The organism is Alcaligenes endophyticus, from assembly GCF_026344035.1.
Classification (GTDB): Bacteria; Pseudomonadota; Gammaproteobacteria; order Burkholderiales; family Burkholderiaceae_B; genus Alcaligenes; species Alcaligenes endophyticus.
In genome coordinates this window covers 46,175-65,399 of record NZ_JAPKND010000003.1, presented here as the reverse complement: position 1 = coordinate 65,399, position 19,225 = coordinate 46,175, and the positions used below count along the sequence as shown (strand labels likewise).

At 49.6% G+C, this 19,225-nt stretch carries 21 protein-coding genes; 13 read left to right on the top strand and 8 right to left on the bottom strand.

Going from position 1 to position 19,225, the window contains the following annotated elements; genetic code table 11:
* Positions 1-7: 7 nt before the first annotated feature.
* Positions 8-1,537, bottom strand: coding sequence for a CYTH and CHAD domain-containing protein (locus OSH01_RS06810; RefSeq protein WP_266123332.1), 1,530 nt, complete (start codon positions 1,535-1,537; stop codon positions 8-10).
* A 373-nt stretch (positions 1,538-1,910) separates the two neighbouring features.
* Between OSH01_RS06810 and ribBA the strand changes: the two genes are divergently transcribed.
* Genes ribBA through OSH01_RS06780 form a run of 6 tightly spaced genes read left to right on the top strand, consistent with a single transcriptional unit; the run spans position 1,911 to position 6,081 of the window.
* Positions 1,911-3,077: a bifunctional 3,4-dihydroxy-2-butanone-4-phosphate synthase/GTP cyclohydrolase II gene (gene ribBA / locus OSH01_RS06805; protein ID WP_266123331.1), complete on the top strand. Its 1,167-nt coding sequence runs from the start codon at positions 1,911-1,913 to the stop codon at positions 3,075-3,077.
* A 14-nt stretch (positions 3,078-3,091) separates the two neighbouring features.
* On the top strand, positions 3,092-3,598 hold the full coding sequence (gene ribH, locus OSH01_RS06800) for a 6,7-dimethyl-8-ribityllumazine synthase (protein WP_266123330.1): 507 nt from the start codon (positions 3,092-3,094) through the stop codon (positions 3,596-3,598).
* Positions 3,582-4,070: a transcription antitermination factor NusB gene (nusB, locus tag OSH01_RS06795; RefSeq protein WP_376918061.1), complete on the top strand. Its 489-nt coding sequence runs from the start codon at positions 3,582-3,584 to the stop codon at positions 4,068-4,070. Before ribH ends, nusB begins: the two co-directional genes overlap by 17 nt.
* An 18-nt stretch (positions 4,071-4,088) precedes the next feature.
* Positions 4,089-5,045, top strand: coding sequence for a thiamine-phosphate kinase (thiL, locus tag OSH01_RS06790; RefSeq protein WP_266123329.1), 957 nt, complete (start codon positions 4,089-4,091; stop codon positions 5,043-5,045).
* 11 nt (positions 5,046-5,056) lie between these two features.
* Positions 5,057-5,575 (top strand): phosphatidylglycerophosphatase A family protein, encoded by a 519-nt coding sequence (locus OSH01_RS06785; RefSeq protein WP_266123328.1) that lies wholly within the window; start codon positions 5,057-5,059, stop codon positions 5,573-5,575.
* Positions 5,572-6,081, top strand: coding sequence for a CinA family protein (locus tag OSH01_RS06780; protein ID WP_266123327.1), 510 nt, complete (start codon positions 5,572-5,574; stop codon positions 6,079-6,081). Before OSH01_RS06785 ends, OSH01_RS06780 begins: the two co-directional genes overlap by 4 nt.
* A gap of 28 nt (positions 6,082-6,109) precedes the next feature.
* Here the strand turns inward: OSH01_RS06780 and OSH01_RS06775 are convergent, their stop codons facing one another.
* Entirely contained in the window at positions 6,110-7,045 is a 936-nt protein-coding gene (locus tag OSH01_RS06775; RefSeq protein WP_266123326.1) for an AraC family transcriptional regulator, read from the bottom strand.
* 237 nt (positions 7,046-7,282) lie between these two features.
* On the opposite strand from OSH01_RS06775, the gene OSH01_RS06770 reads away from it, so the two are divergent.
* The 7 genes from OSH01_RS06770 to OSH01_RS06740 are packed head-to-tail and all read left to right on the top strand — an operon-like array spanning position 7,283 to position 13,516.
* On the top strand, positions 7,283-8,521 hold the full coding sequence (locus tag OSH01_RS06770; protein ID WP_266123325.1) for a transporter substrate-binding protein: 1,239 nt from the start codon (positions 7,283-7,285) through the stop codon (positions 8,519-8,521).
* Between the two features lie 14 nt (positions 8,522-8,535).
* Complete coding sequence (locus tag OSH01_RS06765) at positions 8,536-9,396, top strand: branched-chain amino acid ABC transporter permease (protein WP_266123324.1); 861 nt, start codon at positions 8,536-8,538, stop codon at positions 9,394-9,396.
* A complete protein-coding gene (locus OSH01_RS06760) occupies positions 9,393-10,424 on the top strand; it encodes a branched-chain amino acid ABC transporter permease (RefSeq protein ID WP_266123323.1) in 1,032 nt (343 codons plus the stop codon). Before OSH01_RS06765 ends, OSH01_RS06760 begins: the two co-directional genes overlap by 4 nt.
* Entirely contained in the window at positions 10,421-11,152 is a 732-nt protein-coding gene (locus tag OSH01_RS06755; protein ID WP_266123322.1) for an ATP-binding cassette domain-containing protein, read from the top strand. The genes OSH01_RS06760 and OSH01_RS06755 overlap by 4 nt, the downstream gene beginning before the upstream one ends.
* Positions 11,146-11,835, top strand: a complete 690-nt coding sequence (locus OSH01_RS06750; protein WP_266123321.1) for an ABC transporter ATP-binding protein — start codon at positions 11,146-11,148, stop codon at positions 11,833-11,835. Before OSH01_RS06755 ends, OSH01_RS06750 begins: the two co-directional genes overlap by 7 nt.
* A gap of 43 nt (positions 11,836-11,878) precedes the next feature.
* Positions 11,879-12,079 (top strand): hypothetical protein, encoded by a 201-nt coding sequence (locus OSH01_RS06745; protein WP_266123320.1) that lies wholly within the window; start codon positions 11,879-11,881, stop codon positions 12,077-12,079.
* Between the two features lie 18 nt (positions 12,080-12,097).
* On the top strand, positions 12,098-13,516 hold the full coding sequence (locus tag OSH01_RS06740) for an amidase (protein ID WP_266123319.1): 1,419 nt from the start codon (positions 12,098-12,100) through the stop codon (positions 13,514-13,516).
* A 57-nt stretch (positions 13,517-13,573) separates the two neighbouring features.
* Here the strand turns inward: OSH01_RS06740 and pyrF are convergent, their stop codons facing one another.
* The 6 genes from pyrF to OSH01_RS06710 all read right to left on the bottom strand — a co-directional run bounded on the left by pyrF (position 13,574) and on the right by OSH01_RS06710 (position 19,210).
* Complete coding sequence (gene pyrF / locus OSH01_RS06735; protein WP_266123318.1) at positions 13,574-14,404, bottom strand: orotidine-5'-phosphate decarboxylase; 831 nt, start codon at positions 14,402-14,404, stop codon at positions 13,574-13,576.
* Between the two features lie 4 nt (positions 14,405-14,408).
* Positions 14,409-14,789, bottom strand: coding sequence for a diacylglycerol kinase (locus OSH01_RS06730; RefSeq protein WP_266123317.1), 381 nt, complete (start codon positions 14,787-14,789; stop codon positions 14,409-14,411).
* 181 nt (positions 14,790-14,970) lie between these two features.
* A complete protein-coding gene (gene groL / locus OSH01_RS06725) occupies positions 14,971-16,617 on the bottom strand; it encodes a chaperonin GroEL (protein WP_266123316.1) in 1,647 nt (548 codons plus the stop codon).
* A gap of 33 nt (positions 16,618-16,650) precedes the next feature.
* Positions 16,651-16,938 (bottom strand): co-chaperone GroES, encoded by a 288-nt coding sequence (locus tag OSH01_RS06720; RefSeq protein ID WP_266123315.1) that lies wholly within the window; start codon positions 16,936-16,938, stop codon positions 16,651-16,653.
* Positions 16,939-17,318: 380 nt separating this feature from the next.
* Positions 17,319-18,437 carry a diaminopropionate ammonia-lyase gene (locus tag OSH01_RS06715; protein WP_266123314.1) on the bottom strand — a complete coding sequence of 373 codons (1,119 nt, stop codon included), beginning with the start codon at positions 18,435-18,437 and terminating at the stop codon, positions 17,319-17,321.
* A gap of 5 nt (positions 18,438-18,442) precedes the next feature.
* Complete coding sequence (locus OSH01_RS06710) at positions 18,443-19,210, bottom strand: LamB/YcsF family protein (RefSeq protein ID WP_266123313.1); 768 nt, start codon at positions 19,208-19,210, stop codon at positions 18,443-18,445.
* Positions 19,211-19,225 lie beyond the last annotated feature (15 nt).

Below are 19,225 nucleotides of genomic sequence, written 5' to 3'. Positions count from 1 at the left end.
CGAGCGGTTAAAGGTGCCTTAGCTGCTCGTGATGGTGTCTTAGCTCATAAGCGACAAGTGCTTTAAGAGCCTGCTGCGCTTTGGTTTGTCGGCTATGACGTGCTTTGCTTAACCATTGTTGAGCAAAGCTTGCTTGCTTGGGAGATAAAGCGTGTTTGGCATACCAAGCTAAGGCCACATCCATATCCGTCATATGGCCGATGCTATGTTGGCAATGTCGCAATAACTTGCAAAGAGTGGGTGCAGCCGCCTGCGAAAACTCCAAGCAATAGCGCATGGTTTTAATCCGGTTGCGCAACACATGTTGTTTTTCGGGATTGAGTTTATCGAAACGTTCGCTACCAAGCTGAATGGCTGTAAACCAGCGGGTCAGACGGTGTTCTATATCTAACGGGTGCCCTGGATTAGTGTGTATCGGAGCGCCAATGAGTAGTTCCTGCAAAGAGCGCAGTAATAAGGATTGAAACTCGGCAGCCGACGCTAAGCTTACGGCAGATTGAGTAGAAGGGGGTTGAGCGTGCTCGGGCGCAGGGCCAGGCATACCCGCTTTTAATAATAGTGGAGTGACCTCTAGCAGCACCATGTCGTAGTCGCGAGCATAGCCAAATAATCCGAAGTAGTAATGAAGTTGCTTATCTGACTGCAGTTCAGCTTGGCTGAGCCAAGGCTTATAAAGTTTGCGGCACGAACGGAGTCGCCGCAAACCAACACGCATTGCTGCTAAGTATTCTGCTTGTAACTCGAGGTTAGGGCGCAGATCATCCAGGCCAGCTAGTAACGATGCATTCCGTATGACTTGTTCTAAGCTTAATGCGGCAGCCTGGCGATAGAAGGTTTCAGGATCTGCGCTCTTAACGGTATGTGACTTGCCTAACTGAAAAGCCTTGCGACTGAGTAATTGAGTGGCGTTGGTCGTGTCGAGCGTTTCGGGCCGTAGACTTTTTTGACGTTTCGCGTAAAGCTGCGCAAGAGCGTCCCCACGCTCTGATTTGCTGCGCAACTCAAGAATAAGCTTATGTTTATACTGCCATTGCTCGCCCACTTTAAACATCGCCAAAGCAGAACCTTTGATGAGCTCCACTTCAAGTTCATTAACGGCATAACTCAGGTTGCCAGCGATAATCTGTCCCGTGTCCCAGGCCATTTCTAACTCATCTCCCTGCGGGGTTTGAATGAGTGCTAAACGACGTGTAACACGAGTTTCATAACGAGCGTGAATGAATTGACCGTGCTCAGCGATCACCGAGGCTAGGTGGGGTGCGCTGTAAAGGCTCAAGTCTAGCGTTGGTTCGGGGCGATTATGATTGAGCTCTAGGCGCGTTAAGGAATCGGGGCCAGGCATTTTTATTGTTTGCACCCATTGTTCACCTTCTAGGCGCAGGCGCAGGGCAATATTAGCCTTAGCTAGGTGGCGCTCAGGGGTATCAAAATAGATAGCCTTCAGGCTGATGACTCCGGTTTGTACGGCCGAGTAGGCCTGATCCAGATGCTCTCTGGCACCTTGCGGAACAAAAAACTTTAGTTCACGTTCAAGCACAGTTATATATCAATGAAAAACAACAGAAACAAAGCGACATTGTCGCTGGGGAAAGTGAAAAATAGCAGGGTTTATGCGCTCTGGGGTAGAGAAAAGCTTGAATGGTGCTAAATCAGCGCCGCTCTTTGGGTGGGCGTTGGCTTAAGGCAACTATAGGCTGTGCCGATCTTGATGAACAGTGGGACTGTACCGGATAGTCGGAAGAGGGGTGGGGGTATAGGACGCGCATACTTGTTGTTTTAGCTATCTCTAATAGCGGTGTGAGACCTGTGGTGAAGATGCTCATAGAAGGGGGGGCAGCAAATGCCAACACGTTTATGGCCTAGGTGACGTAAAATGAAGCTCATACTTATTTGTCAGGGCAATATTTACAATGAGTCAAGATATACAGCCTGGTGCCGAGACGCAGTCAGCCTACGGTATTTCTTCGGTGCTTGAAATTGTTGAAGAGCTGCGCGCTGGCCGCATGGTTATTCTGGTCGACGAAGAAGATCGTGAAAATGAAGGCGATCTAGTGATGGCCGCTGAGTTTGTGACGCCCGAAGCCATTAATTTTATGGTGACACACGGGCGAGGGCTAGTTTGCCTGACACTGACTGAAGAGCGTTGCCGTCAACTTGATTTACCTTTAATGGCGACTCGGAACGGTACGCGCTTTGGGACTAATTTTACGGTTTCTATTGAAGCGGCTGAAGGGGTGGAAACAGGAATCTCGGCTGCAGATCGAGCACGCACCGTGCAGGCGGCTGTCGCACCCGATGCCAAACCCCTAGATTTAGTGCAGCCTGGGCATATTTTTCCTTTGAAAGCCGAAAATGGCGGGGTGTTAGTACGCGCTGGCCATACCGAAGCAGGTTGTGATTTAACCGCCATGGCGGGGCTTACGCCAGCAGCAGTCATCTGTGAGGTGTTAAATACCGATGGCACCATGGCGCGTTTACCTGATTTGGTGAAATTTGCGTCCGAGCATGGTCTCAAAGTAGGCACTATTGCAGACTTGATCCAGTATCGTAGTGAGCACGAATCGATGGTCGAGCGTCTACACGAGCGTACGGTTCAGACTGCATACGGGGCTTTTTTATGCCGTGCTTATCGTGATCTTTCTGCGGGTGGCTTGCATTTAGTGTTACAGCACGGGGACATCCGCGCCGATCAAGAAGTCTTGGTGCGTGTGCATGAGCCCACTTCAGTACTGGATGTGTTGTTTGAAGAGGACGTAGGTCATAGCTGGTCGGTGGGTAAAGCCTTGAAAGCCATTGCTCAGTCGCCAGCAGGAGTCGTGGTGCTGATGAACTGTCAGCAAGAGCCTGAGGCTTTGTTTGAGCAGGTTGATTTCTGGGGTAATGCCCATACTATTGAGGCGCCACGAGGGCGTACGAGCCGTAACGATTTGCGCACGTACGGCATTGGCGCACAAATTTTGCGTGATCTAGGCATAAGCAATGCCCGCCTGTTGGCACAACCGCGTAAAATGCCGAGTATGGCAGGCTTTGGACTGACCATAACGGGTTACCATAACGAACCTGAAACTGACCTTTGAGCGGAGTAGTCATTATGAATCCTTACATTGTAACCCCCGACTTAAACGGCGAAAGCCTGCATATTGGCATCGTGCGTTCCCGTTTTAACGAAGAGATCGGCTTAGCTGAACTGGAAGCATGTTTAGGTGAGTTGAAAGCTTTGGGGGTCGATGAGCGTGATGTAACGGTCTTGACGGTACCAGGTGCGCTGGAAGTAGGTGTGGTGTTGGCGCAAATGGCGGAAACCGAAGAGTTTGATGCTCTGATCGCCTTGGGAGCAGTAATTCGGGGTGAAACCTATCATTTTGAAGTGGTGAGCAATGAAAGTGCGGCAGCCATTGGTCGAGTTTCTTTAGCAACTGGCATCCCTATTGCAAACGGCATCTTAACAACTGAAACCGATGAACAGGCTATGGTGCGTGCCGCCGAGAAGGGGCGTGATTGCGCTCGCACAGCCGTTGAGTTGGGTAACTTGGTAGCCGTGTTTGAGCCCGAGTTAGATGATGATTACGAGGATATAGATTTTGACGACGACAAGTAAAGGGCAGGTAGGCGGTAGTAAAGCGCACGGACGTAGCGCGCGCCGCCGTGCGCGCGAATTCGCACTGCAAGGGGTGTATGCGTGGTTATTACGTGGAGCTGACGGCACACAGGAAGCATTGTCCATAGATAACCACATTCGTGCCGATGAAGAGTTTAGTGAGGCTGATGCAGCTTGGTTTAAAACCTTGCTGTATGGGGTAATGCGTGAATCTGTTGAGTTGCGTGAACGGTTTACGCCCTACTTAGATCGTAACCTTAATGAGTTGTCTCCTGTTGAGCATGGTGTATTGCTGATTGGTAGCTACGAGTTAATTCATCATCAAGAAGTGCCCTATCGAGTAGCCATTAATGAAGCCGTGGAACTAACGAAGTCCTTTGGTGGAACGGATGGCTTTAAGTTCGTGAACGGTGTACTTGACCGACTAGCAGCCGATGTGCGGACGCAGGAAATCGCCGCACAGAAAAAGTAGTAAACGGGCTTTTTCGTTTTGAACGAGTTCGATCTTATCAAGCATTTTTTTAGTCGATCCACCCCTACTTACGACTTAGGGGTTGGAGACGACTGCTCTTTGCTCACCCCTCTTGCGGGTATGCAGCTAGCCACTAGCGTAGATATGCTGGTTGAAGGCCAGCACTTCTTTAGCGATGTCGATCCTTATTTGCTTGGGCACAAAGCCTTAGCGGTTAACCTATCCGATTTAGGAGCCATGGGGGCCGTGCCCCGAGCCTGTTGGCTGGCGCTATCGTTGCCACGCGTGGATACTGAATGGTTAGAAGCTTTTTCAGAGGGTTTTTTTCACCTTGCAGAGCAAGCTGATTGCCCTTTGTTAGGGGGGGATACGACACGTAGCCCGCAGGGTATCGTGATTAGCATTACGGTTATCGGACAACTCAAACCAGATCAGGCTTTGCTCCGTTCCGCAGCGAAAAACGGGGATGATATTTGGTTAACTGGGCAATTAGGAGCTGCTGATATCGCTTTACGTCAGCTTCTAGGTGATATTCCCACTCAGGAAAAACTATTAGCGGCCTGCAGGCCTGCTCTAGAACAGCCTTGGCCACCTTTTCGTTTTGGTGCCTCCCTGGCAGGGGTGGCGCACGCCGCCATTGATGTTTCTGATGGACTAGTGCAAGATTTACGCCATATTCTGAAGGCTAGCGCTTGTGCTGCGACGATAGATTTGCATAGACTGCCCATTGCTCCCGCGCTACAAGGATTGCCGGCCCACTTAATTCACCAGTCGGTATTAAGTGGTGGAGACGTGTTCGAATTATGTTTCACAGCGGCCCCTACACAAGCGCCGCAGATTCAGGCCTTAGCCGCCGCTCATGGGGTAGAGGTCACACGTATAGGCAGTATCCATAAGGGCCAGGGCTTATATGTGCGTGACGAAGAGTCTACACGCCTAGCCCCTGAGCAAGGTGGTTTTGATCATTTTTCCTAAGCTGGGGATGTATGGGTAGCAAAACGGATGTGGATGGCAAAATAATTTATCCTTCGTTGGCCTGGGTTTATGCCAAGCCATGGCGGGTGATTGCTTTTAGTTTGGGTACGGGTGTTCTAAGGCCGGGGCCCGGTACATGGGGTACGGTCTTTGGTTGGCTCGTGTGGGCTTTGTTATTGACCCACTTGTCTGATCTAGCCGTGGGCGCCGTATTAGTAGTGAGCTATATAGTAGGGTGCTGGGCCTGCCAGCGTACAGGTCAAGACCTAGGAGTAAGTGATCACGGTGGAATGAACTGGGATGAAGCGGTGGCCTTTTGGTTTGTGCTTTGGCTTAGTCCCGATACGTGGTTGGCGCAGACAGCGGCATTTTTGTTATTCCGTTTTTTTGATATCGTCAAACCTCCTCCCATCCGCTATTTTGACCAGCGTTTCGATAACGGATTTGGAGTGATGTGGGATGATATCGTTGCAGCAGCCTATGCTTTGTTAGGCATGGCAGTGCTAGTGCGACTAGGAGTGCTCACATGAATCTTCCCTTGTTAGCAGTAAGCCCAGCGCAAGCGCTAGGCATGGCATTAAAAGAACGCCATTGGCTGTTTGCTAGTGCAGAATCTTGCACGGGCGGTTTGGTCGCCGCAGCCATGACAGCCGAGCCCGGGTCAAGTGCATGGTTTGAGCGTGGTTTTGTGACGTATAGCAACCAAGCAAAAGTTCAAGAACTAGGTGTGCATGCCGAAACATTGGAGCGTTTTGGCGCGGTGAGTGAGGCTACGGCTATTGAAATGGCGGCAGGGCTTTTAACAGCCTGTGCTAGTGCAGACCTTGCTGTGTCCACTACCGGTATCGCCGGCCCCGATGGAGCTACTCCTGGCAAACCAGTGGGCTTAGTGTGCTTTGGCTTTGCGCAACGTACACCAGATGGGATAGTGACCCGAGCGATTAGCCGCATTTTTGCGGGTGATCGTTCTTCCGTTCGGGCTCAAGCAGTAGATTTCGCGCTAGAACAGGCCTTACTGTTTCTGAATCCCATCTAAACCTCAGGCATGGTTGATATTGCTTGCTTTATTTGGCAAGTAAGTGGCTTGGGCTATAGCCAAAATGACGTTTAAAAGCACGGCTAAAATGTGCCATATCGCTAAAGCCTGACTCCAGCGCGATTTGCGTAATGGTGCCGTTGGTGTGTCGCTGCAGGGCTTGATGGCTGTGCTCTAGGCGTTTTAGCCACAGCCAGCGCATTGGAGTATTGGCGTGATGAGCAAAAGCCCGAGCAATGGATCGTGGAGAGCTGTGCAAACTCATACTAAGCTGTTGCAAATTGAGTTCAGGGTCACCTAGGTTTTTTTCCAAGTAAGCGCAAGCGGCGGCATAAAGCTTGTCTAACGAGCTCCGTTGCTGTGCCTCTAATGGCTGGTAGAGCAATAGGGCTGCGGCCAGCATATCTAGTAAAGAATTGGCAATATGTGGGCGCGTATTGTCGTCCAGAGTGGCAAAATCCACCTCTTTAATTTGTTGCAAAAGTGAAAAAAATACGCTCCCAATGCTGCTATTGGGGGCTAGGTTTAGTGCGGTCAACTCTTCTGCCATGGGCGCGCGCTCAAGGATTTGTTGCCTAGGTATTTTCATCAGCACAATGGAGCCAGGATTAAGCTGAAAGTCAAAGGTGCTAGCAGTGTCATAGAGAACAAAATCCCCTGGCCCGAGTATGGCCTCACGCTGATTTTGTTGTAATACCCCTGTTCCGTTATGCATGGCAGCGAGTAAAAAATCATCACTTGAGAACTGCCGCACGTGGCGTTGGGTGCGATTCCAAACATGGGGGCTAGAGCTCATTTCACAGAGTTCTAAGCCTGCAATATGTCTGGCGGTAAAGGTCGCCATGAACTCTTCGGGTACTCCTTGCATGGAGTGATCTGCTAAAGCGCAGTGCGAGCAAACAGCATCGTTCCAATAGGCGGAGCGATGCCGGGCCTCAATAAATTGAGTTGAAAAGGTTTTCACTTGCGTCCCCTCGGTTTCCTGTTGAGCTACGAGATTCTTGTTTTAATTGATTTTTTATTCTTATAAAGTGCCATTTTTTTACCACTTCGGCAAGTAGGAATAATCTACTATGTGCTCGCTCAGTACAATCCCTGATGTGGCAATCTCAGGCAAGGCTTTGGCAAATCTAGGCAAGCTGGCAGCTGTTTTCTACCCTACTCTGTATTTCATTCTGATAAAAATTACGGAGACAGCAACATGGCACTGGATCGCAGACGATTTATACAGTTAGCGGCTGGGGCACTGGCCTACAGCAGTAGCCCTCGGCTACTTGCACAATCAAGCATAGATGGAACCAAGGCGATCAAGATAGGCAATATATTGGATCGCACTGGCGGTCTAAATATTTATTGCTTAAAGCAAATTCAAGCCGCTGCATTAGCGGTAGACGAACTGAATGCCCAAGGCGGTTTGTTAGGGCGAAAAGTTGAAATCGTTTTTTACGACGCGCAATCCACCAATAGATTGTATGCGCAATATGCTACTCAAGCGTTTGTGCGTGACAAGGTGGATGTGATTCAGGGTGGAGTGACGAGCTCAGCTCGTGAGGTGGTGAGGCCAATCGTACAGCGCTTTAAGGGTTTGTATTTTTACAATGCGGTCTATGAAGGCGGGGTGTGTGATCGCCGTCACGTTGGGACCGGCATGGTTCCAGGGCAAGAGCTTGATGCTTTAGTTGATTTTGTGATCAAAGAGCGTAACGCAAAAACACACTATATTTTGGCCGCAGACTACAACTATGGGCAGATTACTAGTAAGTGGTTACAGAAATATATACGCGAAAAAGGGGGGCAAGACCTCGCGGTCGAGTTTTTCCCCTTAGATGTGACTAACTTTGCGCCAGTGCTAAGTCGTATACAAGCCGCCAAACCCGATGCCGTGTGGTCAGCTTTAGTGGGCGATGCACATATGGGCTTTTACCGCCAGTTTGAATCCACCATAGGGAAAGAGAATGTTACGTTGGTGGGAACCGTATATGGAGCTGGGCGTGAAAATGCCATGCTTAGCCCAGTAGAAAATAGCGGTATCCTGACCGCCTCATCGTTTATAGATAGTTTGGATACGCCTGCCGCCCAAAGTTTCGTGAGTCGCTTTCAGTCCTTTACGGGAGAAAATGACTATATAGGTGAGTACGGAGAGTATGGCTATCGGGGGGTCATGCTATGGGCCGAGGCAGTAAAGAAAGCCGGCTCAGTCCAAGCCGAGGACGTAATCAAAGTGCTTCCGGGGATTTTCTTTGATGGTCCGGGCGGGCGCTACACCATTGATGAGCATAATAATCATGTACATATGGACATTCACATAGCTCAGGGAAACGCTGAACAAGGCTTTGATGTCTTGCGCTCTTTTGCTCAGCAGCCACCTACTGATGTGCAAGGAATGTGTGACCTGGTTCGCAACCCTGCAGACTCTACCCAGTATGAGCCGCAGCTTTAGTTAGGGAGCATTGGGTGGATACCTTTATTACCACAGTTTATTTGGTTGTTTTTTCAACCGCGACGCTCATATTAATCAGCCTAGGGCTAGCAATTATTTTTGGCTTGATGAAGGTGATTAACCTAGCTCATGGTGAGTTCATGATGCTAGGGGCATACGTATGTGTTCTCAGTGTGCAAGCCGGTGTGCCTTTATGGTTCGGAATTGTCTTGGCTGGGTTGGGTGTAGGGTTATTTGGCTTATTGGTTGAGCGATTAATTATTCGACACTTATACGGGCGTTTAGTGGACACTTTGTTAGCGACCTGGGGTTTATCGCTGATTATGGTTGGCGGTGTAACGACGCTATTTGGCGCTTCTGGTATGGGACTGTCTACACACATGGGCAGCAGCACGTTCGTAGGTGTCAATGTCTCGAACTACAACTTAGTACTCATCGCATTAAGTCTATTGTTGTTAGTGGGTAGTTGGCTCTTAGCTAGTTACACCAAGGCAGGCTTATTAGTGCGTGGAACGATGCAAAATGGCGATATGGCGGCGGCCTTGGGGGTTAATCCTACCTTAGTGCAGATGGGCACGTTTGCTTATGGCTCTATGTTGGCGGGCATGGCGGGTGCCATCTTAGCTCCCTTAACTGGCGTGAGTCCTTCTATGGGGCTGTTCTTTATAGCCAAATCTTTTATTACTGTGATTGTAGGTGGGCCCCTGCCATTGATTGGTTCGAGCACGGCTTCATCGCTGTTTGGTTTTATTGACGGTATTGTTGCTTATCGTTGGTCTTCCGTTATGGGGGAGGCTGGAGTTTTGTTAGCTGCCATTGTATTGCTGCGTATTTTACCAGTGGGCATAACGGGCAAGCTTAGGAGCGGGATATGAATGCACCGCAAAAGGCATTGCTAACGCAGGGTAAATTAACTGGCTTTGGCGTAAAGGCCGCACTGTCCATATTGCTGTTATTGGGATTGTTTCTTTTGCCTATGTGGGGAGATATTGCCGTAGTGCTTGATTTGTCCGTGGCACTTATCTTGGGTCTATTGGCATTAAGCATGGGATTACTGTGGGGCTACGTTGGTATTTTGAGTTTTGGCCAAACTATATTTTTTGGTTTAGCAGGGTATAGCTATGCGTTATTAGCCATGAATGGGGTGGAGGCCGTGTGGGCAGTGCTGCTCGCCATCATCATTCCTATGCTATTTGCTGCAGTTCTCGGTTACTTCATGATTTATGGTCGTTTAAGTGACATTTATTTAAGTGTTATCACCTTAGTGGTCACACTGCTTTTTGAGAAAACCATACGAGCTACTTCTGGGCCTGAATACGTAGTGGGAACGGTTCGTTTGAATGGGCAAAACGGCATACCGGGGGTACCCGGGCTCGATTATCAAATTGGCTTTTGGGACATGAGTTCTATTGAAGGGGTGTACTGGCTGGCGCTAATGTCTGTGGCAGTGATGATGCTGCTCAGTTATATGTTTTTACGTAGTCGTAAAGGCCGAACTCTACAAGGTATACGTGAAAATGAGTTGCGCATGGAACTGCTAGGTTACAACACACGACGATTGATGTTGCTTGCTTTTACTTTGTCGAGCGCATTGGCAGCTATTGCTGGAGTGTTGTATGTGATTTGGGGCAATTTCGTAGGGCCCGAAATGTTTAGTTTGAATCAGGCAGCATTAGTGGTGATTTGGGTGATTGTAGGGGGGCGCATGAGTTTGTTTGGACCACTGCTTGGAGCCTTACTGATTCAGTATCTAAGTACTTGGTTGGGTACGCAAGGGGTAGGTCAAGTAAATATAGTGCTAGGGGCTGTCCTGCTTTTTTGTGTGCTGTTGTTTCCCGAGGGCTTGGTGCCTTTTATACAGCAGCAAGGTCGGCGTTTGTGGCCTGCAGGAGCACGAGCATGAAGAGCGATTATCTCATTGAAGCGCAAGATATCAGCATGAGGTTTGGGGGCGTACACGCATTAACCAAGGTTAATTTTACCTTAGAGCGTAAGGAACTACGATGCCTGATTGGTCCAAACGGCGCGGGGAAAAGTACTTTTTTCAAAATACTAAGCGGCCAGCAAAAACCCAGCTCAGGGCAGTTATGGTACGCCGGTAAGGCTATGGTGGGGCGCCCCACTTACGAGTTCGCGCGTATGGGCATGGGCATTAAGAATCAGCTTCCCAGTGTGTTAGATGGCTTGAGCATCCAAGAGAATATTTATCTTGCGCTCAGCACTACGCATGGCAGCCGAAAACCTCAGTCGGCCGAGTGTATTTGGCACTTGCTAGAACAGGTAGGGTTGGATAAGCAGCGTGAACGTTTAGTGGGTGAGTTAGCTCATGGGCAAAGGCAGTGGATAGAGATAGCCATGGTATTGGCAGGCAACCCTGAGCTTGTGCTGTTGGATGAACCGGCCGCAGGTATGAGTGATGATGAAACAGGGCGTACGGCTGAGTTGATACGGGCAATGACCGAACATGCTGCTGTGATTGTGGTCGAGCACGATATGGCTTTTATTCGCTCCATCGCAAAAAAGGTCACGGTTTTTCATCAAGGGCATATTTTGATGGAGGATAGCTTTGATGCCGTGGTGCGAGACGTCACGGTGCGCAATGTTTATTTGGGAAGGAGCGCTTCATGTTAACGGTGCAATCGCTTGCCACGCACTATGGAAAAGTGCCGGTGTTATTTGGCGTAGGGTTACATGTACGGGCCGGTGAGCTGCTAGGTATTTTAGGGCATAACGGAATGGGTAAAACAACTTTGCTCAAAACCATTATGGGTTTTTTGCCTGCCAGTCAGGGTAGCGTTACTTTTCAAAGCATAGATATTACTGCATGGCCTTGCCACCAGCGAGCTCGTTTTGGTATGGCTTATGTCCCTCAGGGAAGAGGGATTTTTCCAGCACTTAGTGTGCGTGACAACCTGCGCTTTGCCCAAGCAGCCTCAGGGCGCAAAGACTGCAGACAAGAAGAGGAGATTTTGAGCCTTTTTCCGCGTCTAGAGCGCTTACTCACTCGCAGGGGGGGAGGATTGAGCGGTGGCGAACAACAGTTATTAGCCCTCGCCCGAGCCCTTGTAGCAAGGCCTGAGCTGTTGCTGTTAGATGAGCCCACTGAAGGCATACAGCCCTCAATTATTGAGGAAATGATTCAGACACTCTCTGAGTTACGTCAACAGACAGGGATGAGTGTCTTACTCGTGGAGCAGAACCTAGACTTTATTCGCTTTTTGTCAGATCGCGTACTGATTATGAGTAAAGGCGTTATCGAGAGTGAAATGTTACCTGATCAAATATCCGAGGATATGTTCATGGGAGCAAATTGAAAAAAACGAGATGTTTTTATATTTATGGTAAGGAGGAGTATCGATGGATAGTCAAATGGTACGTAATCTCGCGCGTATTGCTGCGTTGAATTTGGCACCAGGAAGGGAGGAGTTGATTAGCCCTACGCTACGAGCTTGGTATGAAGCAGCCAATGAACTTAATCAGAAAATGAGTGCTGCCCCCCATCAAAACTTGCAGCCCATTACCGTGTTTCAACAAGAGCACGAACAAGAAGAGTCATAAGTGGAATACGGAGGAGTTATGGAACTGATGGATTTAACATTGGCTCAAGCAGCACAGAACATACAAAACAAAAAAGTATCACCGGTAGAATTAGTGCAAGCGTGTTTGCAGCGTATTGAGCAATACGATGATCAGTTAAAGACGTTTATCACCGTGCAGGCTGAGTCGGCCATGCAAGTGGCGAAGGCTTCGGAGGCGATGCTCATGGCTGGCCATAAGCTGGGCTTATTGCATGGTATACCCATAGGATTAAAAGATAATCTAGCGGTCAATGAATGCCGTACTACGGCAGGCAGTAAGGTGCTAGCTAACTGGGTACCAAACTATGATGCTACGGTGAGTGCTCGTTTACGTAGTGCAGGCGCTATTTTTATGGGCAAACTGAATATGCATGAGTTTGCCTGGGGCGGAACCTCAGATAACCCTCATTATGGGGCTGTGCGTAACCCCTGGAACCCCAGTCGCTTTGCAGCAGGTTCTAGCGGTGGTTCGGGAGCGGCTGTGGCTGCTGGTATGTGCTTAGGAGCCATTGGTACGGATACCGGAGGTTCAATCCGTTTGCCCGCAGCCATCAACGGAATCACTGGCTTGCGTCCCACTTATGGTCGGGTCAGTAATCATGGCGTTATCCCGTTGGCTTGGAGCATGGATACAGTAGGGCCTATGGCAAGAACAGCGGAAGACTGTGCAATGATGTTTCAGACTTTTGCCGGTTACGATAGAAATGATCCCGTCAGTGCACGCGCAAGTACGGAAGACTATCTTGCTCAGCTGTCTAGAAGCGTTAAAGGTTTACGCATAGGAGTAGTGCCTAATTATTTCTTTCATCATTTGCAGCAGCCCGTACACGATGCGGTAAAACAGGCTTTACAGGTCTACGAGAGCTTAGGTGCAGAAATTGTAGAGGTGGATATTAAAAATATTCACGGTAATATCTCAGCGCAATTAACGATAGAGTCGGCCGAGCCAAGTACGTATCACCAGCGTTGGTTACGCGAGCGACCTAACGATTATGGCGAGGATGTGCGTTTGTTACTGGAGATGGGGGAGATGTTGCTGGCCACCCAATATTTACAGGCGCAGCGCTACCGTAGTTTACTCAAAGCAGAGTTTATGGATGCATTCCGGAAAGTGGATGTATTCATTTGTCCAACCTTACCTTTTACGGCAACCGAGGTGGGGGCGATGAAGGTAGTGATAGAGAACGGTATTGAGGAAGATATGTTAGCCGCCATTATGCAGTTTACAGGAGTGCCTAGCCTAACTGGTTTACCTTCTTTGAATGTACCCTGTGGCTTTGACCCCGATGGTATGCCTATTGGTATGCAAATTATTGGCAAACCCTTTGATGAGGCAAAGTTATTTAACGTAGGTGCTGCCTACCAAGAAGTCACTGATCACCATCGACGTCGGCCTGAACTTGAAGTGTCAGCCTAAGTAGTTGGGGTGTCACGGCCCTGCCTCGGTTAGTGGCAGGGCGACTGGGTAGGGGTATCAAGAAGCTTCGTTGCGGCGAGCGTTATTAATGGCATTGCGTGTGGCGATAGCCGCCGCTTGAGCGGCCTCGCGCCAGTTTTCTTCCCGGCTAGCGTAAATAATAGCGCGTGAGGAGTTGATCATCATGCCTAAACCTTGAGCATCAGCTCCCGCCTGCACAGTGGCGTTGATATCCCCACCTTGAGCTCCAATGCCAGGAATTAGTAAAGGCATGTCGCCTACACGTGCTCTTACTAAGGCTATCTCATCTGGAAAGGTAGCCCCTACCACTAGCCCACATTGTTGATGGGCGTTCCACTTCTCAGCCACCATAGAGGCTAGGTGCAAGTACAAGGGTTCGCCGCTTTCTAGTTTTAAAAACTGTAGATCTGAGCCCCCTGGGTTAGACGTGCGGCAAAGCACAATAAGGCCTTTGTCTTGCCATTCTAAGTAGGGCTCTACCGAGTCATACCCCATATATGGGTTCACGGTAACGGCATCGGCGCGGTAGCGCTCAAAGGCTTCCAAAGCATAGTGTTCAGCGGTAGAGCCGATATCACCCCGTTTGGCATCTAACACAATAGGAAGATGGGGATAGGTTTGGCGTACGTAGTCACATAAAGCTTGCAGTTGCTCTTCGGCGGACTCAGAAGCAAAGTAGGCTATTTGTGGCTTGATACCGCAAATATATTCGGCTGTGGCGTCGACGATGCCTTTACAAAAGTGAAAAATGCCGTCGTTGCGTTGCAGGAGCCCTTTAGGTAGCCGGCGTGGATCAGGGTCCAGACCCACCATTAGCATGGAGTTGTTAGTTTGCCAGGCGGTATTAAGTTTATCCAAGAATTTCATGGCATTAAGTGGTAAGACGGGTATAGAGTAAGTAAGACCAAATGGCAGCAGAAAATAATAGGCTTAACATCACGGCCGCACTGCCTAAATCTTTTGCGCGACCAATTAAAGGGTGGTGCTCTAAGGTGATGGTGTCGGCTAAGGCTTCGATGGCCGAGTTCAGCAGCTCTACGATGAGCACAAAGACCAAAGTGGTCAGTAAGATCAGAATCTCTAGTCCGCTACGACCTACCCAAAACGCGCAGGGCGTGAGTACAGCAGCCAGCATTAGTTCTTGCCTAAAGGCAGCTTCGTGTTTGAACGCTGCCCAAAAACCTTGTAAGGAATAACGTAGCGCACCGGCGATGCGTTTTATGCCGCCTTTGCTTTTAAAGGGAGAGGTCATACCAATAGAATAAGGTGAGCAGAGTCATATTATAGGCCGTGCAGACCACTTGTTTGTATGTTTACATTTTTTCCTGTGCGGGCATAAAAAAAGCCTCAAAACCGTGAAGGTTTTGAGGCTTGGAGTGCCTAAAAGGGCTGTTGTGGCCTAATACGACTATCAGGCCACTGGGCTGTTAGGCTTAGAAGCCGCCCATACCACCCATTCCACCCATGCCACCCATATCTGGCATTGCGGCAGCAGGCTTGTCTTCCACGATTTCTGTTACGGCGACTTCGGTCGTCAACAACAGGCTTGCGATGGATGCAGCGTTTTGCAATGCTGTACGAGTTACTTTGGTGGGATCCAACACGCCTTGCTCAACTAAGTCACCGTAGGAATCGGTGGCTGCGTTGTAGCCGTAGGTACCGCTGCCGTTAGCGACTTCATTAACTACCACGCTGGCCTCTACACCTGCGTTGCTCACGATAGTGCGCAATGGAGCTTCAATGGCGCGTAGTACCAAGCGGATACCAGCGTCTTGGTCGGAGTTGTCGCCGGTTAAACCAGCAACTGCTGCACGGGCACGGATCAGTGCTACGCCACCGCCAGGAACGATACCTTCTTCAACCGCAGCGCGAGTAGCATGCAGAGCATCTTCTACGCGTGCTTTTTTCTCTTTCATTTCTACTTCAGTCGCAGCACCAACACGGATAACGGCAACGCCGCCCGCCAGTTTGGCAACACGCTCTTGCAGTTTTTCACGATCGTAGTCGGAGGTTGACTCTTCGATTTGGACGCGAATTTGTTTAACACGTGCCTCGATGTCGTTGCCGTTGCCAGCTCCGTCAATGATGGTAGTGTTTTCTTTTGCTACTTCGATACGCTTGGCTTGGCCAAGGTCGTCCAGAGTGGCTTTCTCTAAAGACATGCCGGTTTCTTCGGAGATGACTACGCCGCCGGTCAAGATAGCAATGTCTTCTAGCATGGCTTTGCGACGATCGCCGAAGCCAGGAGCTTTAACAGCGGTGGTTTTCAGGATGCCACGGATGTTATTAACAACCAGTGTTGCCAGAGCTTCGCCTTCTACGTCTTCTGCCACGATCAACAAAGGACGGCTGGTTTTAGCTACTTGCTCAAGTACGGGCAACAGATCACGGATATTGCTGATTTTTTTGTCAAAAATCAGAATGTACGGATCTTCCAGCACGGATACTTGCTTGTCTGGGTTGTTGATGAAGTAAGGAGATAGGTAGCCGCGGTCAAATTGCATGCCTTCGACGACATCCAATTCGTTTTCCAAAGACTTACCATCTTCAACAGTGATAACGCCTTCTTTGCCTACTTTATCCATCGCGTTAGCGATAATCTCACCAATGGAGTAGTCGCTGTTAGCAGAGATAGAACCAACTTGAGCTATTTCTTTGCTAGTGGTGCATGGGCGGGAAAGTTTACGCAGCTCTTCAACCGTTACGGCGACAGCTTTGTCGATACCACGCTTCAGGTCCATTGGATTGATGCCGGCAGCTACGTACTTTAGGCCTTCCTCAACGATGGCTTGAGCCAATACGGTTGCGGTAGTTGTACCGTCACCAGCGTTGTCAGAGGTTTTTGAGGCAACTTCTTTAACCAGTTGCGCACCGATGTTCTCGAACTTGTCTTTCAGTTCGATTTCTTTAGCAACGGAAACACCATCTTTGGTAACGGTAGGAGCGCCAAAAGAGCGATCTAGTACAACGTTACGACCTTTGGGGCCCATGGTTGTTTTAACAGCGTTAGCCAATGTGTTAACACCACGTACGATACGTGAGCGGGCGTCATCGCCGAAATAAACTTGTTTAGCAGTCATTTTTAATCCTTAAATTCAGTACGGGGACCGGAATTATTCGATAACAGCGAAGATTTCTTCTTCGCGGATCACCAGCAGTTCTTCGCCGTCGATCTTGACTGCTTGGCCAGAGTATTTGCCAAACAGAACTTTGTCACCCACTTTCAGATCCAATGGAACCAGAGTGCCATTTTCGTTTTTCTTGCCTGGGCCTACAGCCAGGATTTCACCTTGGTCGGGTTTCTCTGCAGCGCTCTCAGGAATGACGATACCGGAAGCGGTTGTGCGCTCGTTATCCAGACGCTTGACGATCACGCGATCGTTCAAAGGACGCAGTGCCATGGAAAAGCTCCTGTTTAAAAATACGTTAGTCGTATAAAAATGTTATTGGGAGGTTAGCTTAGCACTCTCCCCCCTTGAGTGCTAATTATAGGGGCGACTTTTTGAATTTCAAGAGTATTTAACAAGAAAATATTTTGTATCAATCTTGAATCGCCAGCTACTTAACACCTAGTGCTTAGATACATGGGGATGACTGCTGAGATTTCAAGAGGCCAATCAATCAAATTAAGCTAAGTGTTGTCTTGTCTGCTAAACCGTCAAGCCGCATCTAAAATGTCTGCGTTGCGGGCACATTTGTGAAAATAGTTAAGCGCGCCAGCCAAGGAGGGGATAGCTTGCGCCAATGAGGCGCAAGGGGGACGCCTTTGCGCATCGCGCAGTTAGCCTATCATTGCCCTGTAAGCCGCTGGGTCGGTGTCGTTTTCGGTGTTGATTACCAGTACGCGGCTATGCTTGTCTAGATTGACCTGTTTTTTTAGTTCACACACGCCTTGCAGTACTAGCAAGCCTGCAAGGCCCGCTGCTCCGGAGGCGCCAGCGATAATCCTAGGATCGTCTGCTAAGGGGCGTGCGTATTGAATCATGGCCTGTTTAATAGCCTCGTCGTCCAGAGCTAGATATAACTGACTACGTTGATAAATGAGCGGTAACACGGCGGTGGAGGGTTCCCCGCAGGCTAGGCCTGCCAAGACAGTGTGGAACGGACCTGGAGTAGAGCGGTATTGGCCTTCGGCTCGGGCACTGGCTTGCAGGCAGGCGGCATAGCGTGGCTCGACCACAATATAGCAAATAGCGGCTTCAGGCCACGCTCGGCCCAGACAGGCCATCATCGCTGCGGCGAGTCCGCCTACCCCTCCTTGAAGAAAGACATGGGTGGGGGGAGCGCTGAGCTGAGCCTGTATTTCCTCTGCCATGATGCTGTAGCCAGCCATCACAAACTTGGGAATGTCTTGGTAGTCGCCCCAACTCGTATCAGAAATAATCTGCCATTGTTCTTGGGCCGACAGCCGTGCGCACTCGCGTACCGCGTCATCGTAAGTGCCTGGCACTCGAATAATGCGGGCCCCATATCGGCTGATGGCCTCTTCGCGTGCCGTACTCACGCCTTCGTGTAAAAAGATGACGCAGTCTACGCCTGCCCGCTGCGCGCCCCAGGCGACTGAACGGCCATGATTGCCCTCGGTTGCACAAGCGACGGTTTGGCCTGCCGTTTTGGCAAACAGGCTAACGGCGTAGGCTCCGCCCAGAGCCTTAAAGCTGCCTAAGCCAAAGCGGGTGCCTTCATCTTTGCAGTGTAGACTGGCTAATCCATAATGCTTAGCCAGATGGTTCAACTCATGCATGGCGGTAGGCTGATAATGCTGCCATTGAACGATTGCAGCTTGGGCTTGCTTACATAAGGCTGCTGGTAGAGTCAGCTCCGCTGTTGCTTGAACCAGTTGCGCCTGTTCGGGCGTTCGATGGTAAGCCTCAAGGTAAAAAGTTGAGTTCTTGGGCATAGTGTTTACCTCATCAGTTCAGGTAAGGATAGAACCTGTATGCCGGCCTGGTTCAAGGCAGTACGCAGGGACTGGGCTACAGGTACAGCCGTGGGCTCATCACCATGGATGCAAAAAGTATGAACTTTACAAGGGATTTTTTTGCCCGAAACCGAGTAGATAGCTCCTGTTTCTAGAATTCGTAGCACATGTTCGACGGCTTCTTTAGGATCGGTGATCATTGCATTGTCCAGTTCACGGGACAGCATTTTTCCATTATCGTCATAGCGTCTGTCTACGTAAGATTCGTTTGCGACGCGCAAACCTAGTCTTTCTGCCGCTAAGCTCATTTGTGAGCCTACATTGGCCACGTAAATGAGGTCGCGATCAACGGCTTTAATGCCACGTCCTATGGCCATAGCGTAGTCTTCTAGATCGTGAGCCATATTATTCAAGGCGCCATGTGGCTTGACATGAGTAACCCTTGCATTCTGGGCGCCGGCTATGGCTTGTAAGGCTCCGATTTGGTAGGTGACCAGATACTCAAGGTCTTTGGGATTCATTCGAATCTGGCGTCGACCAAAGCCCCAAATGTCGTTAAAGCCTGGGTGGGCGCCGATGGATACTTGATTTTCCAAGGCTAGTCTTACGGTATGAACCATGATGGAAGGATCGCCAGCGTGCATGCCGCAAGCGACGTTGGCCGAACCAATCGACTTCATTAACTGCGCATCAGCACCAATGGTGTATTTGCCATAGCTTTCGCCTATATCGGCGTTGATATTGATATTCATGATGACACTCTTTAT

Excerpts from the sequence above, each read along its gene's own strand:
- ribBA (WP_266123331.1), top strand. The coding sequence starts at position 1,911 with ATGAGTCAAGATATACAGCCTGGTGCCGAGACGCAGTCAGCCTACGGT.
- ribH (WP_266123330.1), top strand. The coding sequence starts at position 3,092 with ATGAATCCTTACATTGTAACCCCCGACTTAAACGGCGAAAGCCTGCAT.
- OSH01_RS06785 (WP_266123328.1), top strand. The coding sequence starts at position 5,057 with ATGGGTAGCAAAACGGATGTGGATGGCAAAATAATTTATCCTTCGTTG.
- OSH01_RS06780 (WP_266123327.1), top strand. The coding sequence starts at position 5,572 with ATGAATCTTCCCTTGTTAGCAGTAAGCCCAGCGCAAGCGCTAGGCATG.
- OSH01_RS06770 (WP_266123325.1), top strand. The coding sequence starts at position 7,283 with ATGGCACTGGATCGCAGACGATTTATACAGTTAGCGGCTGGGGCACTG.
- OSH01_RS06760 (WP_266123323.1), top strand. The coding sequence starts at position 9,393 with ATGAATGCACCGCAAAAGGCATTGCTAACGCAGGGTAAATTAACTGGC.
- OSH01_RS06755 (WP_266123322.1), top strand. The coding sequence starts at position 10,421 with ATGAAGAGCGATTATCTCATTGAAGCGCAAGATATCAGCATGAGGTTT.
- OSH01_RS06750 (WP_266123321.1), top strand. The coding sequence starts at position 11,146 with ATGTTAACGGTGCAATCGCTTGCCACGCACTATGGAAAAGTGCCGGTG.
- OSH01_RS06745 (WP_266123320.1), top strand. The coding sequence starts at position 11,879 with ATGGATAGTCAAATGGTACGTAATCTCGCGCGTATTGCTGCGTTGAAT.
- OSH01_RS06740 (WP_266123319.1), top strand. The coding sequence starts at position 12,098 with ATGGAACTGATGGATTTAACATTGGCTCAAGCAGCACAGAACATACAA.
- pyrF (WP_266123318.1), bottom strand. The coding sequence starts at position 14,404 with ATGAAATTCTTGGATAAACTTAATACCGCCTGGCAAACTAACAACTCC.
- OSH01_RS06730 (WP_266123317.1), bottom strand. The coding sequence starts at position 14,789 with ATGACCTCTCCCTTTAAAAGCAAAGGCGGCATAAAACGCATCGCCGGT.
- groL (WP_266123316.1), bottom strand. The coding sequence starts at position 16,617 with ATGACTGCTAAACAAGTTTATTTCGGCGATGACGCCCGCTCACGTATC.
- OSH01_RS06720 (WP_266123315.1), bottom strand. The coding sequence starts at position 16,938 with ATGGCACTGCGTCCTTTGAACGATCGCGTGATCGTCAAGCGTCTGGAT.
- OSH01_RS06715 (WP_266123314.1), bottom strand. The coding sequence starts at position 18,437 with ATGCCCAAGAACTCAACTTTTTACCTTGAGGCTTACCATCGAACGCCC.
- OSH01_RS06710 (WP_266123313.1), bottom strand. The coding sequence starts at position 19,210 with ATGAATATCAATATCAACGCCGATATAGGCGAAAGCTATGGCAAATAC.